Origin of the sequence: Paenibacillus sp. FSL H8-0079, from assembly GCF_037991315.1 — a bacterium.
Classification (GTDB): Bacteria; Bacillota; Bacilli; order Paenibacillales; family Paenibacillaceae; genus Paenibacillus.
On record NZ_CP150300.1, the window covers coordinates 2,870,351 to 2,888,462 of the forward strand.

The window sequence follows — 18,112 nt, forward strand, 5'->3', positions numbered from 1 at the left end:
ATGTTGAGGAAAAGCCTGCGACTTCGAATCGTAGCTACGTTTATTGGAATTGTTCTGGTGAGTTTGATTCTCTCCTTTATGCTGAATAGTGGGACACAGGAAAAGACGCCAGATCGTTTTATGGTTACCTTTGCCGAAGATATCGCTACACTGATTAATTTGATCGATGATCCGGAAAAAGTACAATCAAGCTTAGGTATCTTTGCCCGGTATGGCTTGAACATCACTCCGGTGAATGAACAAAGTGAAGTGTTATCTTCCTTGCCTGAGGACAAAGTTCATTCGTTATTTGAGATGGGTACAACGGGTGCAATGTTTATGTCCAGTAAGGATGGAATTGCGACCATAGGTGTTCCCGGAACCAACGAGGGGATAGGCACCTTTCTAATTCAAAGCGATTTCTCCTCTCTTTTTCATACACTGCGGAACACGCTCTTAACTTCACTATTAACGGTTCTGGTCATTGGTAGCTTATTAATCCTGTTTATGTCCGGGTACATTGTAAAACCGATTAAGAGGTTAACGGTTGCAGCGAAGGAGATGTCCTCAGGAGATCTGTCGGTCCGCCTGAAACACAATAATAAGGATGAGTTTGGGGAACTGATGGAGAGCTTTAATCATATGGCCAGTGAGTTGCAGAAAATCGATTCGGTTCGTGATGACTTTGTCAGCAATGTCTCTCATGAAATGCAGTCTCCGCTCACATCGATCAGAGGGTTTACCAGAGCACTACAAGATGGTGTTATTCCATTAGAAGAGCAGAAAGAGCATTTGGATATTATCTATGAGGAAACGCTGCGCTTATCGAGGCTCAGTGATAATCTGCTACGGCTAGCCTCGCTAGATTCGGAGCATCATCCGGTTCATTTCACCACATTCCAGTTGGATGAACAATTAAGAAGGGCGATCTTACTGGCAGAGCCGCAGTGGGCGCAGAAGGACATACAGATCGAGTTGGACTTGTTGCCCTGCGAGATCACAGTGGACAAAGATTTGTTTGATCAGGTCTGGCAGAATTTAATAAACAATGCGATCAAATATACCGGTTCTATGGGTACCATTCATGTCGAAATTGAGACGTCATCTTCATTCGTGAAGGTATTGATTAGAGATTCTGGACAAGGCATACCTAAGGAAGCCCTCCCGTATATCTTTGATCGATTCTATATGGCGGACAAAGCGCGGAGCAGCTCGCTTCGAGGTAATAGATTAGGGTTGTCCATTGTGATTAAAATTTTGAAATTGCATCAATGTACAATTGATGTAGAGAGTGAAGTAGGAAAAGGCACGCAGTTTATTGTCACGATTCCCAGATCGGTCATCACATCTTAGGCATGTCAGAATAGAGAGAGCAATATAGAAACAATCGGTCCCTGTGCGTTCAGGGTTCAGATTGCTTCCATGTTGCTTTTTGACATTTGTAATCGCGACAAAATTTCACATATAGTTTTGTTTAGCAGTGGATCATTTGATAAAATAGAAGAGACGTTATGTGAATCTATGAACTTAATCAATTTATCATACAGAGAATGGAGCCATCCAATGAAATATCGCAATATGGAAGATTGTATTAACGATCTGGAGCAGCACGGTCATTTGATTCGGGTCAATGAAGAGGTTGATCCTCATCTGGAGATGGCAGCGATCCACATGAAAGTGCACGAGGCTAAAGGCCCGGCGTTATTATTCGAAAATGTAAAAGGCTCAAAGTTCCAGGCCGTATCGAATCTGTTCGGCACGGTGGAACGAAGCAAATTCATGTTCCGCGGTACGCTGGAAGGCGTACAACGGGTCATGGCTGTTCGTGACGATCCCATGAAGGCGCTTAAGACGCCATTCCAGCATGTCCAAACAGGTCTAGCTGCGTGGCAGGCGCTGCCGAAACAGAAGTCTATTAGTCTACCCGTGTCCGCGCAAGAGATTCAAATCTCGGATCTGCCGCTCATCAAGCACTGGCCTATGGACGGCGGGGCATTCGTGACGCTGCCACAGGTATATTCCGAAGATCCGGATAAGCCAGGAATCATGAATTCCAATCTGGGGATGTACCGGGTTCAGCTGGATGGCAATGATTTTGAAATGAACAAGGAAATTGGACTGCACTATCAGATTCATCGCGGAATTGGTATACATCAAGCCAAGGCTGTCAAAAAGGGAGAACCGCTGAAAGTCAGTATTTTCATCGGGGGTCCACCAGCACATACACTCTCAGCGGTGATGCCTCTGCCTGAAGGACTCAGTGAGATGACATTTGCTGGCCTGCTCGCTGGACGTCGTTTCCGGTACAGTTACAAAGATGGGTATTGCATTAGTAATGATGCCGATTTTGTCATCACAGGTGATATCTATCCAGGCGAGACGAAGCCTGAAGGCCCGTTCGGCGATCATCTGGGTTACTACAGTCTGACGCATGAATTCCCACTAATGCGTGTGCATAAAGTCTATGCCAAACCGAATGCCATCTGGCCGTTTACGGTTGTTGGTCGTCCACCGCAAGAGGATACGGCTTTTGGCGATTTGATTCATGAGATTACAGGAGACGCGATCAAACAGGAGATTCCTGGCGTCAAAGAAGTGCATGCGGTCGATGCAGCAGGGGTTCATCCATTGCTGTTTGCCATTGGCAGTGAACGTTACACGCCTTATCAGGCAGTGAAGCAACCGACAGAGTTGCTCACGATTGCCAATCGTATTTTGGGAACAGGTCAGCTCAGTTTGGCGAAGTACCTGTTCATTACTGCTGAGGATCAACAGCCTTTGGACACCCATAAGGAAGTTGAATTCCTGACCTATATCTTGGAGCGCATGGATATGCAGCGGGATATTCATTTCCATACCCATACGACCATTGATACATTGGATTACTCGGGTACAGGGCTGAACAGCGGTAGCAAAGTTGTTTTTGCAGCCTATGGCGACAAGATTCGGGATCTATGCACGGAAGTGCCGGAGTCTTTGAAAAATATTCGAGGTTATGAGAATGCGCAACTCATCATGCCGGGCATCGTTTCGATACAGACATCGGCCTTCACGAGTTATGCGGATACAGCACAAGAGATGCAAGCATTCACGTCTCTATTGAAGGAACAAGGAGGTCTGGACTCGTGTCCGATGATCATTCTTTGTGATGACAGTTCGTTCCTGAGTGCTAACCTCAGCAACTTCTTATGGGCAACCTTTACTCGAAGCAACCCTTCACATGATATGTATGGGGTTAATAGCGGATATAACCACAAGCATTGGGGTTGTGATCAGGTTATTATTGATGCGCGTACCAAACCTCATCAGGCACCGCCGCTGATTCCCGATGCTTCGGTCGAGAAGAGCATTGAACGATTTTTCGTTAAAGGGGCAAGCCTGGGTTCGATCAAAATCTAATTTGTGATGATTAAGAAGTTCAAACATAAGAGTTTGAACTTCTTTTGCTTACTATGATCCAGCAGTTTCTAACAGAAAAGTGAATAAATGTTCAAAACCGGGACTAATTCAGATGCAGGAGTGAGGATAAAGTCTTATATATTCGTATTTACCTTTGCGATTAAGGTCGTTTGAACTATGTAGGAAATGAAGAATTTTAACGATATAAAGAAGTATAGGTATTTTTGTGGGCCCGATCCATTGGGTGCTGTTACTATAATGAATTGTTCAGGGGGAATACCGATTTGAGAATCCATATTATGAACCTGCAAGACGGAGACCGTCTGACTGCAGATACATTCAGCGATGCAGGATTACACGTTCTCGGAAAGGGGACTGTAATCAAAAGTGAGGATATCTCCTTGCTCATGCAGCACCGTGTAGATTATGTAGATATTGAATCACGTGAAGAGGAAATTACTGAGGCCGAATTTTTTGCTGCAGCGGCAAAGCATGCTTCCGGGTCAAGCGTAAGCACGAAGGAAGAGCCGCCTGAAGAAGAGATGAAGTCCCAATTTATTCAGACTGTACATAATTATCAAAATGCTTTTCTCGAAGCTCTGACTGTTGGCAAGTTCAATGCCACCATGGTGGATGATGCACTGCAACCGATGGTTGAGGGACTGGATGAGCAGAAAGATGTCGTTCATCTCCTGATGATGCTGGAACGCGATGACGTCAATAACTATACACATTCAATTCAGGTAGGTTTGTTGTCCTTTTACCTTGCGAACTGGCTTGGATATTCTCAGAAGGAAAGTTATCAGATCAGTCGTGGTGGCTACCTGCATGACATCGGAAAGTGCAAAGTATCCCACCGGATTCGGAACAAAACAGAACCGTTGACGGCTGATGAGCAGCTTGAAATGCAACGTCATACGATCTATGGCCATGATATTATCAAAAATTCCATGACGGATGAAGCGACGGCATTGGTTGCCCTGCAGCATCACGAGCGAGAAGATGGTTCCGGTTATCCGATGCAACTGAAAAAAGAGGAGATTCATCCCTATACTCAGATTGTATCTGTAGCCGATATCTATATTGGCATGAGATCTGGGAACCACGGAGGCAGTAATCCGAACCTGATCAACAACCTTAGAGATATCTATGGTATGGGATTTGGTAAATTGAACGAAAAGCCGGTTCAGGCATTGATGCAACATTTGCTTCCTAATTTCATTGGGAAACAGGTTCTGCTCAGCAACGGAGAAAAAGGTGTTATTGTCATGAACAATACGTCTGATATTTTCAAACCGCTCATCAAAGTGGAATCTGAAGAATATCGCGACCTCTCCAAAGAGCGTACGCTTGCCATTGATGAATTGCTTATTTAATATCGATATTCATTGCTATTCAGTATTACATAGAAGACGGGTCTCCTGTACTAAGACAGGGGACCCGTTTTTTTGTTATATCATCCTTGATATGTTGTTCGACAAGAAAAGCAAGCGTATACTTTGCAAAGACCTTATTTTTCCTGCCAAGGAGCGATTGCCATGATTGAAGTGACAACCGAGATTACGATACATGCCCCGATTGAACGGTGCTTTGACTATGCCCGGGATATTGACGTACATACTCAGACCGTCTGGAAACATACGAGAGAGCGAGCAATCGCAGGAGTAACAACAGGAAGAATTGAAGCAGGGGATACGGTCACATTTCAGGCTACTCATTTTGGGGTCAGACAGAAGCTGAAATCCCGAATCATGCAGTTTGAACGACCTTTCCTCTTTGTGGATCAGATGGAGAAAGGTGCTTTCAAGAGTATGCGACATGAACATCATTTCAGCGTAATTGGAGATCAGATGACTTGCATGAGAGATACACTTCGATTCGAAGCTCCACTTGGATTGATGGGATGGGCAACGGAGCGACTTGTGCTGAAGAGATACATGCAGGCATTTCTGGAGAGTCGTAATCGTAAGCTCAAAGCGATGATTGAGCAGCAGCCAGAATTGAATGGATAAAGGAGAGAAGACGATTGATGGATAATGAATACTATGTAGGTTGGGGCACACTTGCCTTGATTAATGCCGGACTGGCTCAGGGAAAAAACAGAAGTGGTCGGAACTGGTTTCTGATTTCCCTGTTATTTGGTCCGTTAGCAACCCTCTTTATTGTTGTGTGGAATAAACTTGACTAGGGCGTGTCTTAAAACTCGCCCTAATTCAACGAACAGTATTCCGATGCATATAACGATCGATCATCCAGAACACAAGGGCCGTTGCACTAACGCCCGCACCTAACCAGCAAACCGCTGTCCAGCCCGCCCATGCATACACTTGGGTAGAAACGATGGAGCCGGTCGCACTGCCGATGGAATAAAAGATCATATAAGCTGCCGTTAGGCGGCTCTGCGCTTCAGGACGAACTTCGTAGATCAGGCTCTGGTTGGTAACATGTACTGCCTGCACGGCGAGATCGAGCAGGATAACGCCCAGGATTAGGAACCACAGGGAGTGATGCACATATCCGATGGGCAGCCAGGATAGGAGCAGAATGACAAGTGAGATGCCGGTTGTTTTTTGCCCAAGTCCCCGATCGGCGAGTTTACCTGCACGAGCAGCAGCCAATGCTCCCGCCGCTCCTACGAGACCGAATGCACCTATGACTGTATGAGACAGGGACAGTGGAGGGCTACTTAGTGGCAGAACCATGGAAGTCCACAAGATGCTGAAGGCTGTAAAAATCAGCATGGCCAGTATACCGCGTACTCGTAATACAGACAATTCACGGTACAGTAGCAAAACAGATCTGAGTAATTGGAAATAGCTTTGTTTCACGTATGAGGACTGCTGCCTTGGGAGAACAAGATATAAGGCGACAATTCCGAGTAAGGTAAGGCTTGCGGAGAAGAGATATACCGATCTCCACCCGAGCCAATCGTTCAGCGTACCTGCAACCGTTCGTGCAAGTAAAATGCCAATGACGATTCCGCTAGTTACCTGCCCGACAATGCGACCACGTTCGGAAGGGGCTGCCAAGTGTGCAGCAAAGGCAACCAGTGTTTGTGTAATGACCGCGAGTAGACCTACGACGGCCATCCCGATGAACAACAGGGAACTGGATTGTGAGGTGCCTACCAGAACCAGTGCAAGCACAGATAAGAGCATCTGAATGATAATCAGCTTGCGACGGTTTAAGAGGTCACCAAGTGGAACGAGAAGGAACAGGCCCAGTGCATAACATATTTGAGTCACTGTGATGACAATACCTATGGACGATGGAGAGAGGTTAAATTCTTGAGCAATGGAGTCCAGCAAAGGCTGAGCATAATAGATATTGGCGACCGCAAGTCCACTGCACACGGCAAAGAGAAGAGCAACTAACCGCGACATGGCAGGGCGATCCTTATCGAATAATTGTGCATCTGGGGAAGAAGTTTGCATGAATGGATGTCACCTTTCTATTATGTACCGATTGGTATGATATGTTTCCGCATAACCATACTTTAATTGTGTGAATTCTGTCAACAGAGATTTAGGTGAGGGTTGAACAAAAGAATATTTACACAGAGACCTCGATGACAGAATAACTATTAAATCGCTATTATTACAAGATATTTTGATTCCATTGTAACTAATAACTACTTTCTGGTTATTTGGTTTTGACTTTGTAATAAGAGTGAGATTACAATATAATAAATACTGATCGATACATAAAGAGGTGGGTTGTATGGTTAGACAACGGGAATTTGATACGGATAAAGCACTTGATGCAGCGATGCATACGTTTTGGGACAAAGGATTCGAAGCGGCATCTTTGAGTGATTTGACGAATGCAATGGGCATTCAACGCCCCAGTCTGTATGCAGCTTTTGGGGATAAAAAGGAATTATTTGAAACGGCGCTTCGCAGGTATACCACTCAGCATGCGGCTCAAGTCAGGGCCAGACTTCAACAGGGTTCCTCCGTGCGGGAAGCCTTTCGTAGATTGTTTGAACATATTGGAGCAGAGGGGAGTGTGACCGAGCCTAGTCACGGCTGTTTTTGCATTAATACGATGGTTGAACTAGCTCCGCATGATCCCAAATTCGCTGTCCTTACGCGAGAGCATCAGATGTACCTGGGTGTTCTTTTCAAGGAAACGATAGAACGAGGGCAACAGAGCGGAGAGTTGTCTGCTGACATGAACGCGAGTGCAGTAGCACAGTCTTTGGTCGTATCGATGATTGGACTGACGGTATTGATGAAATCAGGACCGGACCGCTTGTTTGTAGAGCAGAGCATCCAGGTTACATTGTCTCTGCTGAATTAGCAGGGGGATGATCTTTGTTTATATTGATGCGGAGTTGCTGCAATATACATAAATTGAACTAAACATTTACACAAAACGGAGAGGACAGAAATAAGCTGAGGAAGCGGAGCGTTCGCCTTTATCCCCGGATTTTTCCTTTATAAAAAGGAATCGAAGAAAATCTGGGGATAACAGCGATCAGAAGGTTGTTCTGTCATTGGAGTGACCAGTGTAAATATTCTTTAGTACAATTTATATAGATAAGAATTGAGAATTGAGCAGGTATAGGAGGAGATCAGGAATGGATACGAAGTTGCGCTGTGCCGTTTTGGACGATTATCAGAACGTTGCGCTGACATCGGCGGACTGGAGTCCGTTGATGGAACGGGTGGAGATTCAGACATTCAACAACTATATGGGTTCGGAAGAAAAAGTCATCCAGGAATTGCAGGACTTCGATATTGTGGTCCTGATGCGGGAACGCACACGGTTTCCGGAGAATGTCATTTCGCAGCTCCCACGGCTAAAACTTCTGATTACAAGTGGTATGCGCAATGCGTCCATAGACCTCAAGGCTGCGGAGCAGAACGGGATCATTGTGTGTGGAACCGAGGGGAGCTCCAACCCGCCGACCGAACTTTCCTGGGCGCTCATTCTGGGACTGTCCAGACAATTAGTTACGGAAAATAATGCACTTCGCTCCAATCGAAACTGGCAGAGCACGGTCGGGTTGGATCTGCATGGGAGAACACTTGGATTGCTCGGTTTGGGCAAAATAGGTACTCGTATGGCTGAGATCGCACAAGCATTCGGTATGAATGTGATCGCCTGGAGCGAGAATCTGACACGAGAGAAAGCCGAAAAACATGGTGTGATCTGGGCCGAGACCAAGGAGCAACTGCTTGCACAGAGCGACATCGTTTCCATCCATCTGGTATTAAGTGATCGTACGCGCAATCTGATCGGACAAGCTGAATTTAAACAAATGAAACCTCATGCCCTATTGATCAATACGTCACGAGCGGGCATTGTCGATCAGGAAGCTATGGTGAAGGCATTGCAGAGTGGTTTGATTGCAGGTGCAGGTCTGGATGTATATGAGCAGGAACCACTGCCCGTTAACCATATCATGCGAACATTGCCCAACGTCCTGGCCACACCGCATCTGGGTTATGTAACTCGCGGCAATTATGAGATCTATTATAATCATACCGTAGAAAATATAGAGATGTTCCTGAAGGGAACACCGATCAGGCAACTGCTACCTTAGAAGGAATGTATGCTGAATAACCATTTACCTATAGTTGTATAGATTCAAAGACAAATAAGGTGTTGCCAGGAAAGGATTATCCCTAGGCAACACCTTTTTAGTACATCCACATAAAAGAAGAACTTAAGGGACTGTTACAACCGTAGCCGTAAGGTACTCCGATCTATTCCACTCACCAAGTTTAACGGTGTGGTCCTTGATGAGAAGAACGGATCATGGCAACGCTCGATTCACGAACAATTAGGCGCGGTTCAAATTGAATGTGCTCGTAGTCGGTCGTGTTCATCTCCCGAATTCGTTTTAACAGCAGCTCGGTAGCAAGTCTGGCGACTTCTTCTCCCATAATGGACACAGAACTAATCTGTGGAGACGAGACAGTGGTCCATTGATTGTTATCCACGCCCACCACAGCCACATCTTCGGGTACACGCACCCCCAACTCCTTGAAACGATTAACCAATCCGATGGCGACCATATCATTAATGGCATAGACGGCATCTGGCATATGCGTGAGTCCGTAGAAATAATCGGCAGCATTGGCGCCTGTATTCAATGAAAAGTCCTCACCAAAATAGACAAGAGAAATGTCCACATGGCCAACGGCTTGTTCATAAGCACGGAAGCGTTCTTCAATAATGTCTTTGGGTGCTCCGGCATAAGCAATTCGGGTCCGGCCGATCTTGAACAGATGTTCCATCACCAATTTGCCTTCAGGTTGAGACAGAGAGACGATATCTGCCTTCATGCCCGGTTCCAGTTTCTTGCCGTAATTAATCATGGAGATGGGTAGAGGAGCTTTATCAATCAGTTCAGGCAATGTTTTGGGATAAGCCAGGGGCATGAAGATCAGCCCATCCACATGCAGTTTTTTTACATTACGAATCGTTTCCAGTTCCGTTCGCGCATTGCCCGCCGTATTAATCTGCACGACATGGTATCCATGCTGCTTCGCAGTTTGCTCCACGGACCAGGAAATTTCAGGAATGATGGCGTTACGTATGTCGGGTACAACAAGTGCAATCTGGTGGGTTTGCCGGATTTTTAGACTCTGTGCAGAGGTGTTGGGTACGAATCCAAGTTCTTCAATAGCCTGCATCACCTTATCTCGTGTTTTACTGCTGATGCCTTCTGAATTGTTGATAGCCCGGGATACGGTAGCAATGCCTACGCCAGCACGTTCTGCCACGTCCTTGATCGTAAGTTTCTGTTCTTTACTCAATGTATGGTTACCTCACTTTATTGGAAACGATTCCGAATTATCGGGATATGTATGCATTTCACGATGGTTATATAACTTGATTATAACATTTGAGGCATGAAGTATCCCGTGAAAGGACCAGATTTTTACTGAGGGTTGATTAAATTTCAATCGCTCTGTGATGAAATCAGCCATATCAGCTGCCATATATATGTCAATAGCATGGATCACATCGTTTGTAATACAGCAAAGACAACTAAAATTAAAGTATAAGCATCCCAATGTGAGCTTGTTATGATCACGAGATAGACATATGAGTGGAGAAATTTGTTTGACAGTGTATCTAAAATGTGACATATTTAATTTACGGAAACGTTTCCGATTATATTATAACTTATGATCTAGGAGATGAATTGAATGAAAGCATTACGTTGGCATGGAGTCAAAGATTTACGTCTCGAAAATATTAATGAACCTCATCCTGAAGAAGGTAAGGTCAAAATAAAAGTGGAATGGTGCGGCATCTGCGGCAGTGATTTGCACGAGTACACAGCAGGGCCGATCTTTATTCCGGCTCAAGCTCCACATCCGCTAACAGGGGAACAAGCGCCTGTAGTTATGGGCCATGAATTTTCAGGACAGGTCGTTGAAGTAGGCGAAGGCGTTACCCGTTTCAAGGCGGGCGATCGTGTCGTGGTAGAACCAATCTACGCATGTGGACACTGCGAAGCTTGTAAACAGGGCAAATACAATCTGTGCGATCAGATGGGGTTCCTTGGTCTCGCTGGAGGCGGAGGAGGATTCTCCGAGTATGTAACTGCTGCAGAATCCATGGTCCATGCTATACCAGATTCAATCTCTTATGAGCAAGGGGCATTGGTTGAACCTTCGGCTGTAGCACTTCACGCCGTGCGCCAAAGCAAGTTGAAAGTGGGCGATACGGCAGCAGTGTTTGGCGCAGGCCCGATTGGACTGTTGGTGATCGAAGCACTCAAGGCTTCGGGGGCGTCGGATATTTATGTGGTGGAGCTATCGGATGAACGGAAAGCAAAAGCCGAAGAGCTAGGAGCCATTGTGATTGATCCAGCACAGTTCAATGTGGTGGAAGAGATTCATCAACGTACGCAAGGCGGCGTTAACGTAGCCTATGAAGTAACGGGTGTTCCACGTGTACTGCAACAAGCTATCGATTCGACACGTATTGGCGGGGAACTGATGATTGTCAGCATTTTCGAACAGGAAGCACCGATTCATCCGAACTCGATTGTCATGAAAGAACGTACGGTCAATGGTATTATCGGATATCGCGATGTCTTCCCGGCAGTTATTAGTCTGATGGATAAAGGTTTCTTCCCGGCAGACAAGTTGGTGACCAAACGAATTTCGCTGGATGAAGTAGTAGAGCACGGATTTGAAGCGCTGCTGAAAGAGAAAAACCAGGTTAAGATTCTGGTGAAAGCAGAGTAATAGAGTGGCAAACGAAAAAAAGAAGTATGAAGTCAAGTTGAAGTTACTAAACTAAATATCCAGGTAGACAGCTGTAATAAGTTGATTACAAATAGACAACGTATCTTTCGATGCGATTGTCTATTTTTTTTGTATAGATCGGGCGGAATTTGTTGCATGTACGGGTGGTTTTACATAGTATGAAAAGATACAATTTGTATCATCTTGGTATGAAGGGATTTATTATGAAAATATGAAGGAGGAAGCGGACATGCAGAGACATGCAAAATGGACAGCCATCATTTTGACCATCGTTGCAGGAGTGAGCTGGATGCTTATGGGCAGTTCCAAGCCGAGAAACAACACGTCAACGACTCAACCACCTGCGACTGAACGTGGGCTTGCCAAGGTGTCGAACGTACCGATCAGTTCAGCGGATGTAACATCGAAGATTGAACTGCTGGGGAGACCTTTTAGCAAAACACCCTATGCCAATAACGTCTGGGACATGCAACTGTATAATGGCAAAATATATTTGGGTCACGGGAACAGCAGTAATCTGGGCGTAGCGCCGAATTCAGGTCCTATTCCAGTCATTTATTATGATACAGCGAATGCCAAATTCAAGACCCAGTCGGTGACCAACAGCAATCCGGGCATTATGCCATCGACGAAGATGTATGTGGATGAGGAACAGATTGATATCTACCGAGTGCTGAACGACAAGTTATATATTCCTGGCAACGATTCAGATAGTGAGAATTGGGCTTTGGGCAACTTCTATCGTCTGGATGGAGAGGAATGGACCAAATATCGCAATCTTCCGCTCGGTGTACACGTATATGATTTGGCATCCTATCAGGGCAAGATGTTTGCCGCGCTGGGTACGGACTCCAAACCAACCATATTAATCTCTCATAATGAAGGTGAAACTTGGCAGAAATATGCGACCATTAATACGTTTGGCTTCCGGGCGTATACGATGTTCCATCTTAATGGTAAATTATATGCCTCTGGCATGATGTATCCTGCCAATAAAATATGGAATGACAAAACCAATATCCTGGAGATTAATGAACAGCTTCAGAAACGGGACGTTGTCATCTATGGCAACAAAATGCTGCCTGGGCTGACCTATCAAACGGGCACGATTCCTTATAATAAAATAGGCAAAAATGTTAACTTTAATAATAAGTTGCTCTATATAGCCGGAGGCGTGTTCAATGATGGGCAGCTGCTGCCCAAATCGTTGAATGTCATGACAGACATTAATCAGGCTAGACGAGTTAATCTGCCAGATGCCAAGGCGCTTCCTACGGATGTACTGTTACGGGATGGCAAAGTGTATGTGCTTACGTACACCCGCCAAAGTGCCAATCTCTATATCAACCGGGTCTATCAATCGACTGATCTCACAACGTGGAATGAGATTTTGCGCTTTAACCAGGACACGTACGCCAAATCATTCGAAGAGAATGACGGAGATTTCTACTTCGGTCTAGGTACCGATCCGGATGTATTATCGACTTCGTCAGGTAAATTACTTCGTGTAAATCGCGGTGATATCCCCGTGAATGCTAATTAAATTGGAAGGAAGATTATGGATTATATACTATGCTACATCCACATTATTGGTGACCGGGAAAATACCTGAAGATGTAGTAGAATACGGGGCTGACTGCTGCGACAGTGTGTTCTGAGGGAGGCTGCCACAAGGTAGCTTTCTTTTTTTGTTCATAAAGTTAACATGAATGCCTAACTTCGAAAATTTGAAAATAAAATTAAGAAACTATAAAATGGATAGAGAAATAACCTTAAACCAGTCAACTGGATTAACCTGTTACGATATACAAAAGCAAGTCGCATTTCCCGTGAATGCGGAGTTCCATACTTCCAATTGCAAAGGAGCAATAAAAGATGAACGTACCTTCAGCATTATTCAAACCCTTTACCTCGGACAAGCTAACCTTGTCTAATCGAATTGTTATGGCGCCCATGACACGCGGATTTTCACCAGAGGGCGTATCTGGATCAGAGGTTGTTGAATACTACCGTCGCAGAGCAGCTGGCGGAGTGGGGCTTATCATTACGGAAGGTACAGGCATTAATCATCCGTCTTCGATCAGCGGGGCGAGCATTCCATTGTTCCATGGTGAAGATTCACTGCAAGGATGGGCTAATGTCGTGAAAGCAGTACATGAAGCAGGTGGCAAAATCATGCCACAATTGTGGCATGTGGGTACAGCACGTCGTTCCGGCGATCTACCTAATGCAGAAGCGGAGCCGGTAAGTCCGTCAGGCGTTAGCATGGCTGGTGAACCATCACGTGAACCCTTGACGGAAGAGGAGATTCAAGGTCTTGTTCAAGCATTTGCCCAAGCGGCAGCGGATGCACAGCGAATCGGGTTTGACGGCATTGAACTGCACGGAGCGCATGGATACCTGATTGACCAATTCTTCTGGGAGCAGACGAATCGACGGACCGACAAGTATGGTGGTGATTTGGTACAGCGAACCCAATTTGCAGTTGAAGTGATTGAAGCTTGTCGTGCTGCGGTTGGCCCAGATTTCCCAATTGTGCTCCGATTTTCCCAATGGAAGATGGGGAATTATGATGCACGTCTGGTGGAAACGCCAGAACAATTGGAACAATTCCTGGCACCACTCAGTGCTGCTGGCGTAGATATATTCCATTGCTCTACCCGCCGGTTCTGGTTGCCTGAATTTGAAGGTTCCGAGCTGAATCTCGCGGGTTGGACACAAAAAATAACAGGCAAACCAGCTATTTCAGTTGGATCGGTAGGGCTGGAAGCTGAGTTTGTGGACAGAGCAACCGAGAACCAGGGAACAGGGGATGCCCATCTGGATCTATTGAATGAGAAGCTGGAGAATAATGAATTTGACCTGATCGCCTTGGGCCGCGTTCTGCTGAGTGATCCCGAGTGGCCTGTCAAAGTTCGTGAAGATCGCACATCCGAAATCATTCCTTTTACAACGGAAGTGTTGCAAACACTCCAATAATCGAAGACTAGGAACGTTTGGCAAGGGTGAACCAACCCTGAACGACAACGATTTACAACGAAAAATGAAAAAAAAACGAACAAATAGGCCGCCTTCGGGCGGCTTTTTGATCTACCTATACTAATAATTTCAACATATGAAAAATTCACAATAGAAAAGCATATCCGGCACCGCTCTCGCTATTCATTATCCCCATACATCGCACACGCGCTTAGTCACAACACCATTTGGTTCCACATCTCGGGCCCCAAAGCAATCATTTTTTTCGCTGTAACTATATCTGAACAACGATTCAATCTCCAGCACGACTCATTTTGAAAATCATTCACCTTATGATAAGGTTATGCCTGAACCCATGGGTTGCTGTGACGACATTACATAAGGAGGATGAATATCCTTGTACAACTATAGGTACAACTTGAACAATAAATGGAGAAAACCACTGTATATGATGTGTCTTCTGCTGGGGATCGTTCTGCTTTTATCGGCATGTGGCCAAGCTCAGAAACCTTCCTCCGCAACGGACTCGAACATCGATTCGAACACTGGCTCCAATACAGGGCAATCTTCTTCACCTTCAGAGCAGAATACCACTCCACCACAGGAAGAAGTGCAAGAGGAACCGCAAGAAGAAGCCGACCCGGTGCAGGATCAACTCAGTTCATTGACGTTAGAAGAGAAGATTGGACAGATGATACTCGCTGGTGTTCAGGGTACGACTCTGGATGCTCAAGCCAAACAAATGATTATGGATCAGAAGGTAGGGGGCATTATTTTCTATGCCAATAATGTAACGACGCTTGAGGGAACAGCCAAGTTTGTGCAATCCATCAAGGAAACGAATCAGTCCAATCCGGTACCAATCTTCATGAGTGTGGATCAGGAGGGAGGTAAAGTCAGCCGTATGCCCGAGACCGTGGAATCCATTCCTTCCAACAAAAAGATAGGCCAGACGAACGATAGCGCGCTTGCTGAAACGATGGGCGAATTGCTGGCCAGACAAGTCCAGCTTGTGGGTTTTAATGTGGACTTTGCTCCTGTGCTGGATGTGAACAGTAACCCAAAGAACCCGGTGATCGGAGATCGTTCATTCGGCAGCTCGGCAGAACTGGTGTCACGTATGGGGATTGCGGAGATGAAAGGCTTTCGTAGTGAAGGCATTATTCCGGTAGTGAAGCATTTTCCGGGTCATGGGGATACGTCCGTGGATTCCCATCTCGATCTGCCTGTCGTGAACAAAACGGAAAAACAACTGGCTGAGCTTGAATGGATTCCGTTCCAGGCCGCAGTGAAGGAACAAGTGGAGGCGGTCATGGTTGCACACATTTTGTTCCCGAAGCTTGATCCGGATCATCCAGCCTCCTTATCCGATGTCATTATTGGTGAACATCTGCGCGGCAAATTTAAGTATGACGGTGTGGTCATCACAGATGACCTTAGTATGGGAGCGATCGCGAAGAACTTTAAGCTTGACCAAGCGGCCCTAGCAACGGTTAAAGCAGGAAGTGACGTTCTATTGGTAGCTCATAGTTATGAAAGTGCCAAGACGATTTTTGACACACTAATGGGTGCAGTGAAGTCAGGTGAAATCTCTGAATCCCGAATCGATGAAAGTGTATATCGTATCCTGGCATTGAAGCAACAATACAAGTTATCGGATGACCAGAAAGCCTCCGGAGACCTGAAACAATTGAATGCAGATATTTTGGATTGGCGTAAGCAGATCAATGCTCAATAATCAATCCTGTGATATGATTTTGGCAGAGGTGAGACCCAACCATGTATACCATTATGATTATAGAGGACGACCCCAAGATTGCGGGATTATTGAAATCTCATATTGAGCGTTATGGGGACAAGGCCGTTTTGGCGGAGGATTTTGAGACGATTGTACAACAGTTTGAGCAGGTGCAGCCGCATGTGGTGCTTCTGGATATCAATTTACCCAGCTACGATGGTTTCTATTGGTGCCGCCAGATTCGTACGCTGTCTACATGCCCGATTCTATTTATCTCCGCCCGAAGCGGAAAGATGGATCAGGTCATGGCACTGGAGAACGGAGCGGATGATTATATTACGAAGCCGTTTGAACATGAGATTGTTATAGCCAAAATTCGGAGTCAGCTGCGCCGGGTGTATGGGGACTATGCTACACGTGACGAAGAACGCAAGGTGGAGCTGGACGGTTTGGTCGTGTATCTGGAAAGACAGGAGATTCAGCTCGGTGATCTCAAAGTGCAGCTGACGAAGAAGGAAACGATTCTGCTGGAAACACTGCTCCGTCGCAGTCCAAAGCTTGTGAGCAGGGAGACGATCCTAGAGAAGCTGTGGGACGACTCGTTTGTGGATGACAACACACTCAGTGTTAACGTTACCCGGGTACGTAAGCGATTAGCCGAACTTGGTATTACGGATGCACTGGAAACGGTAAGAGGTTCGGGATACCGACTGAACAATAACTGGAAGGCCTCTTCTCTGTCATGAGGTTGTTTATACGAGAACATCTCGCTTTAACTTGCTGGGTTGTCGCCATCTTGTTCACCGTTGTTGCGGTGTTCTGGTATGACGGCTATAACGATTGGATCACGGCTGCTTATGCCGTAGCGTTGGGATTATTTTTGTACATTGGATATTTGGTGTATCGTTATTATTCACATCGCTCTTTTTATGCCCGGATGACACGATCAATGGATTCACTGAAGGAATTTGTACCATTGAACGAAACAAGTCCTTTGTCACTGGCGCTGGAGAAGCTATTGGATTCACAATACGGACAGTATCATGCTCATCTGCATCGGCTGGAACAGCGGCAACAAGAATATCTGACGTTCATGAACCAGTGGGTACACCAGATGAAGACACCATTATCCGTCATTGAGTTGACCGTGGAAGATCAGGAGGATGACGATCCTCGGCTCATCAGCATTCGAGAGGAAGCAGACCAGATGAGACGGGGATTGGAGACTGTGCTGTATGTGGCGCGTTTGGATACCTTTGAACAGGATTTCAGTGTCGAACCCGTGGTACTGAAGAACGCTGGTGAAGAGGCGATCCATGAGCTGAAACGATTCTTCATCCGTAATCACGTTTATCCAGAGATGCATATCGATTCTTCGCTGGTTGTGCAATCCGATGCCAAGTGGATTCGGTTTGTCTTGGTACAGTTACTGTCGAACGCAATCAAGTACTCTGCGGGCAGCAGGCAAAAGATCTATCTGCGTGCGTATGAAGCGGAACGCTCCATCATACTGGAAGTGCAGGATCAAGGCATCGGGATTCCGAAGTCTGATCTGAACCGGGTATTCCAGCCTTTCTTCACCGGGGAGAATGGGCGGCATTTCAAAGAGTCCACAGGCATGGGACTGTATATTGCCAAAGAAGTGCTGACGCGAATGAATCATCGGATAGATCTTGAATCCGTGTACGGCGAAGGAACGACCGTCCGAATCACATTCAACTCCTGAAGTGACAGGTTGAAGATAAGATTGGGACGTGAGGTCTGTTTGTTGAAAAGTGTG

15 protein-coding genes are annotated in these 18,112 nt (G+C 45.9%); 13 read left to right on the top strand and 2 right to left on the bottom strand.

Going from position 1 to position 18,112, the window contains the following annotated elements; translation table 11 throughout:
* The 5 genes from MHI06_RS13015 to MHI06_RS13035 all read left to right on the top strand — a co-directional run bounded on the left by MHI06_RS13015 (window position 1) and on the right by MHI06_RS13035 (window position 5,566).
* A complete protein-coding gene (locus MHI06_RS13015; RefSeq protein ID WP_340401736.1) occupies window positions 1–1,332 on the top strand; it encodes a HAMP domain-containing sensor histidine kinase in 1,332 nt (443 codons plus the stop codon).
* 210 nt (window positions 1,333–1,542) lie between these two features.
* Window positions 1,543–3,378, top strand: a complete 1,836-nt coding sequence (locus MHI06_RS13020) for a UbiD family decarboxylase (protein ID WP_340401737.1) — start codon at window positions 1,543–1,545, stop codon at window positions 3,376–3,378.
* Between the two features lie 284 nt (window positions 3,379–3,662).
* Window positions 3,663–4,754 (top strand): HD domain-containing phosphohydrolase, encoded by a 1,092-nt coding sequence (locus MHI06_RS13025; protein ID WP_340401738.1) that lies wholly within the window; start codon window positions 3,663–3,665, stop codon window positions 4,752–4,754.
* Window positions 4,755–4,916: 162 nt separating this feature from the next.
* Window positions 4,917–5,390: an SRPBCC family protein gene (locus MHI06_RS13030; protein ID WP_340401739.1), complete on the top strand. Its 474-nt coding sequence runs from the start codon at window positions 4,917–4,919 to the stop codon at window positions 5,388–5,390.
* A 14-nt stretch (window positions 5,391–5,404) separates the two neighbouring features.
* Window positions 5,405–5,566 (top strand): hypothetical protein, encoded by a 162-nt coding sequence (locus tag MHI06_RS13035; RefSeq protein WP_169481673.1) that lies wholly within the window; start codon window positions 5,405–5,407, stop codon window positions 5,564–5,566.
* A gap of 25 nt (window positions 5,567–5,591) precedes the next feature.
* Here MHI06_RS13035 and MHI06_RS13040 read toward each other — a convergent pair whose 3' ends face one another.
* Complete coding sequence (locus tag MHI06_RS13040) at window positions 5,592–6,812, bottom strand: MFS transporter (RefSeq protein WP_340401740.1); 1,221 nt, start codon at window positions 6,810–6,812, stop codon at window positions 5,592–5,594.
* Between the two features lie 286 nt (window positions 6,813–7,098).
* Between MHI06_RS13040 and MHI06_RS13045 the strand changes: the two genes are divergently transcribed.
* Together MHI06_RS13045 and MHI06_RS13050 are read left to right on the top strand one after the other, a co-directional pair.
* Window positions 7,099–7,680, top strand: coding sequence for a TetR/AcrR family transcriptional regulator (locus tag MHI06_RS13045; RefSeq protein ID WP_340401741.1), 582 nt, complete (start codon window positions 7,099–7,101; stop codon window positions 7,678–7,680).
* 280 nt (window positions 7,681–7,960) lie between these two features.
* The gene (locus tag MHI06_RS13050; protein ID WP_340401743.1) at window positions 7,961–8,929 is read left to right on the top strand and encodes a D-2-hydroxyacid dehydrogenase family protein; all 969 of its coding nucleotides are present in this window, start codon (window positions 7,961–7,963) and stop codon (window positions 8,927–8,929) included.
* A gap of 181 nt (window positions 8,930–9,110) precedes the next feature.
* On the opposite strand, the gene MHI06_RS13055 is transcribed toward MHI06_RS13050, so the two are convergent.
* The gene (locus tag MHI06_RS13055) at window positions 9,111–10,148 is read right to left on the bottom strand and encodes a LacI family DNA-binding transcriptional regulator (RefSeq protein WP_340401744.1); all 1,038 of its coding nucleotides are present in this window, start codon (window positions 10,146–10,148) and stop codon (window positions 9,111–9,113) included.
* A 396-nt stretch (window positions 10,149–10,544) separates the two neighbouring features.
* On the opposite strand from MHI06_RS13055, the gene MHI06_RS13060 reads away from it, so the two are divergent.
* The 6 genes from MHI06_RS13060 (at window position 10,545) to MHI06_RS13085 (ending at window position 18,058) form a co-directional block, all read left to right on the top strand.
* A complete protein-coding gene (locus tag MHI06_RS13060) occupies window positions 10,545–11,594 on the top strand; it encodes a 2,3-butanediol dehydrogenase (RefSeq protein WP_340401745.1) in 1,050 nt (349 codons plus the stop codon).
* Between the two features lie 250 nt (window positions 11,595–11,844).
* Complete coding sequence (locus tag MHI06_RS13065) at window positions 11,845–13,158, top strand: hypothetical protein (protein WP_340401746.1); 1,314 nt, start codon at window positions 11,845–11,847, stop codon at window positions 13,156–13,158.
* 332 nt (window positions 13,159–13,490) lie between these two features.
* Window positions 13,491–14,594: an NADH:flavin oxidoreductase gene (locus MHI06_RS13070; RefSeq protein ID WP_340401747.1), complete on the top strand. Its 1,104-nt coding sequence runs from the start codon at window positions 13,491–13,493 to the stop codon at window positions 14,592–14,594.
* A gap of 397 nt (window positions 14,595–14,991) precedes the next feature.
* Entirely contained in the window at window positions 14,992–16,332 is a 1,341-nt protein-coding gene (gene nagZ / locus MHI06_RS13075) for a beta-N-acetylhexosaminidase (protein ID WP_340401748.1), read from the top strand.
* Between the two features lie 41 nt (window positions 16,333–16,373).
* Window positions 16,374–17,078: a response regulator transcription factor gene (locus MHI06_RS13080; RefSeq protein ID WP_340401749.1), complete on the top strand. Its 705-nt coding sequence runs from the start codon at window positions 16,374–16,376 to the stop codon at window positions 17,076–17,078.
* The gene (locus tag MHI06_RS13085; protein ID WP_340401750.1) at window positions 17,075–18,058 is read left to right on the top strand and encodes a sensor histidine kinase; all 984 of its coding nucleotides are present in this window, start codon (window positions 17,075–17,077) and stop codon (window positions 18,056–18,058) included. Before MHI06_RS13080 ends, MHI06_RS13085 begins: the two co-directional genes overlap by 4 nt.
* Window positions 18,059–18,112: the final 54 nt, after the last annotated feature.

What these genes read in the sequence shown, in the direction of transcription:
- MHI06_RS13080 (WP_340401749.1), top strand. Translation starts at nt 16,374, where the DNA reads ATGTATACCATTATGATTATAGAGGACGACCCCAAGATTGCGGGATTA.
- MHI06_RS13045 (WP_340401741.1), top strand. Translation starts at nt 7,099, where the DNA reads ATGGTTAGACAACGGGAATTTGATACGGATAAAGCACTTGATGCAGCG.
- MHI06_RS13020 (WP_340401737.1), top strand. Translation starts at nt 1,543, where the DNA reads ATGAAATATCGCAATATGGAAGATTGTATTAACGATCTGGAGCAGCAC.
- MHI06_RS13015 (WP_340401736.1), top strand. Translation starts at nt 1, where the DNA reads ATGTTGAGGAAAAGCCTGCGACTTCGAATCGTAGCTACGTTTATTGGA.
- MHI06_RS13040 (WP_340401740.1), bottom strand. Translation starts at nt 6,812, where the DNA reads ATGCAAACTTCTTCCCCAGATGCACAATTATTCGATAAGGATCGCCCT.
- MHI06_RS13060 (WP_340401745.1), top strand. Translation starts at nt 10,545, where the DNA reads ATGAAAGCATTACGTTGGCATGGAGTCAAAGATTTACGTCTCGAAAAT.
- MHI06_RS13085 (WP_340401750.1), top strand. Translation starts at nt 17,075, where the DNA reads ATGAGGTTGTTTATACGAGAACATCTCGCTTTAACTTGCTGGGTTGTC.
- MHI06_RS13065 (WP_340401746.1), top strand. Translation starts at nt 11,845, where the DNA reads ATGCAGAGACATGCAAAATGGACAGCCATCATTTTGACCATCGTTGCA.
- MHI06_RS13050 (WP_340401743.1), top strand. Translation starts at nt 7,961, where the DNA reads ATGGATACGAAGTTGCGCTGTGCCGTTTTGGACGATTATCAGAACGTT.
- MHI06_RS13030 (WP_340401739.1), top strand. Translation starts at nt 4,917, where the DNA reads ATGATTGAAGTGACAACCGAGATTACGATACATGCCCCGATTGAACGG.
- MHI06_RS13070 (WP_340401747.1), top strand. Translation starts at nt 13,491, where the DNA reads ATGAACGTACCTTCAGCATTATTCAAACCCTTTACCTCGGACAAGCTA.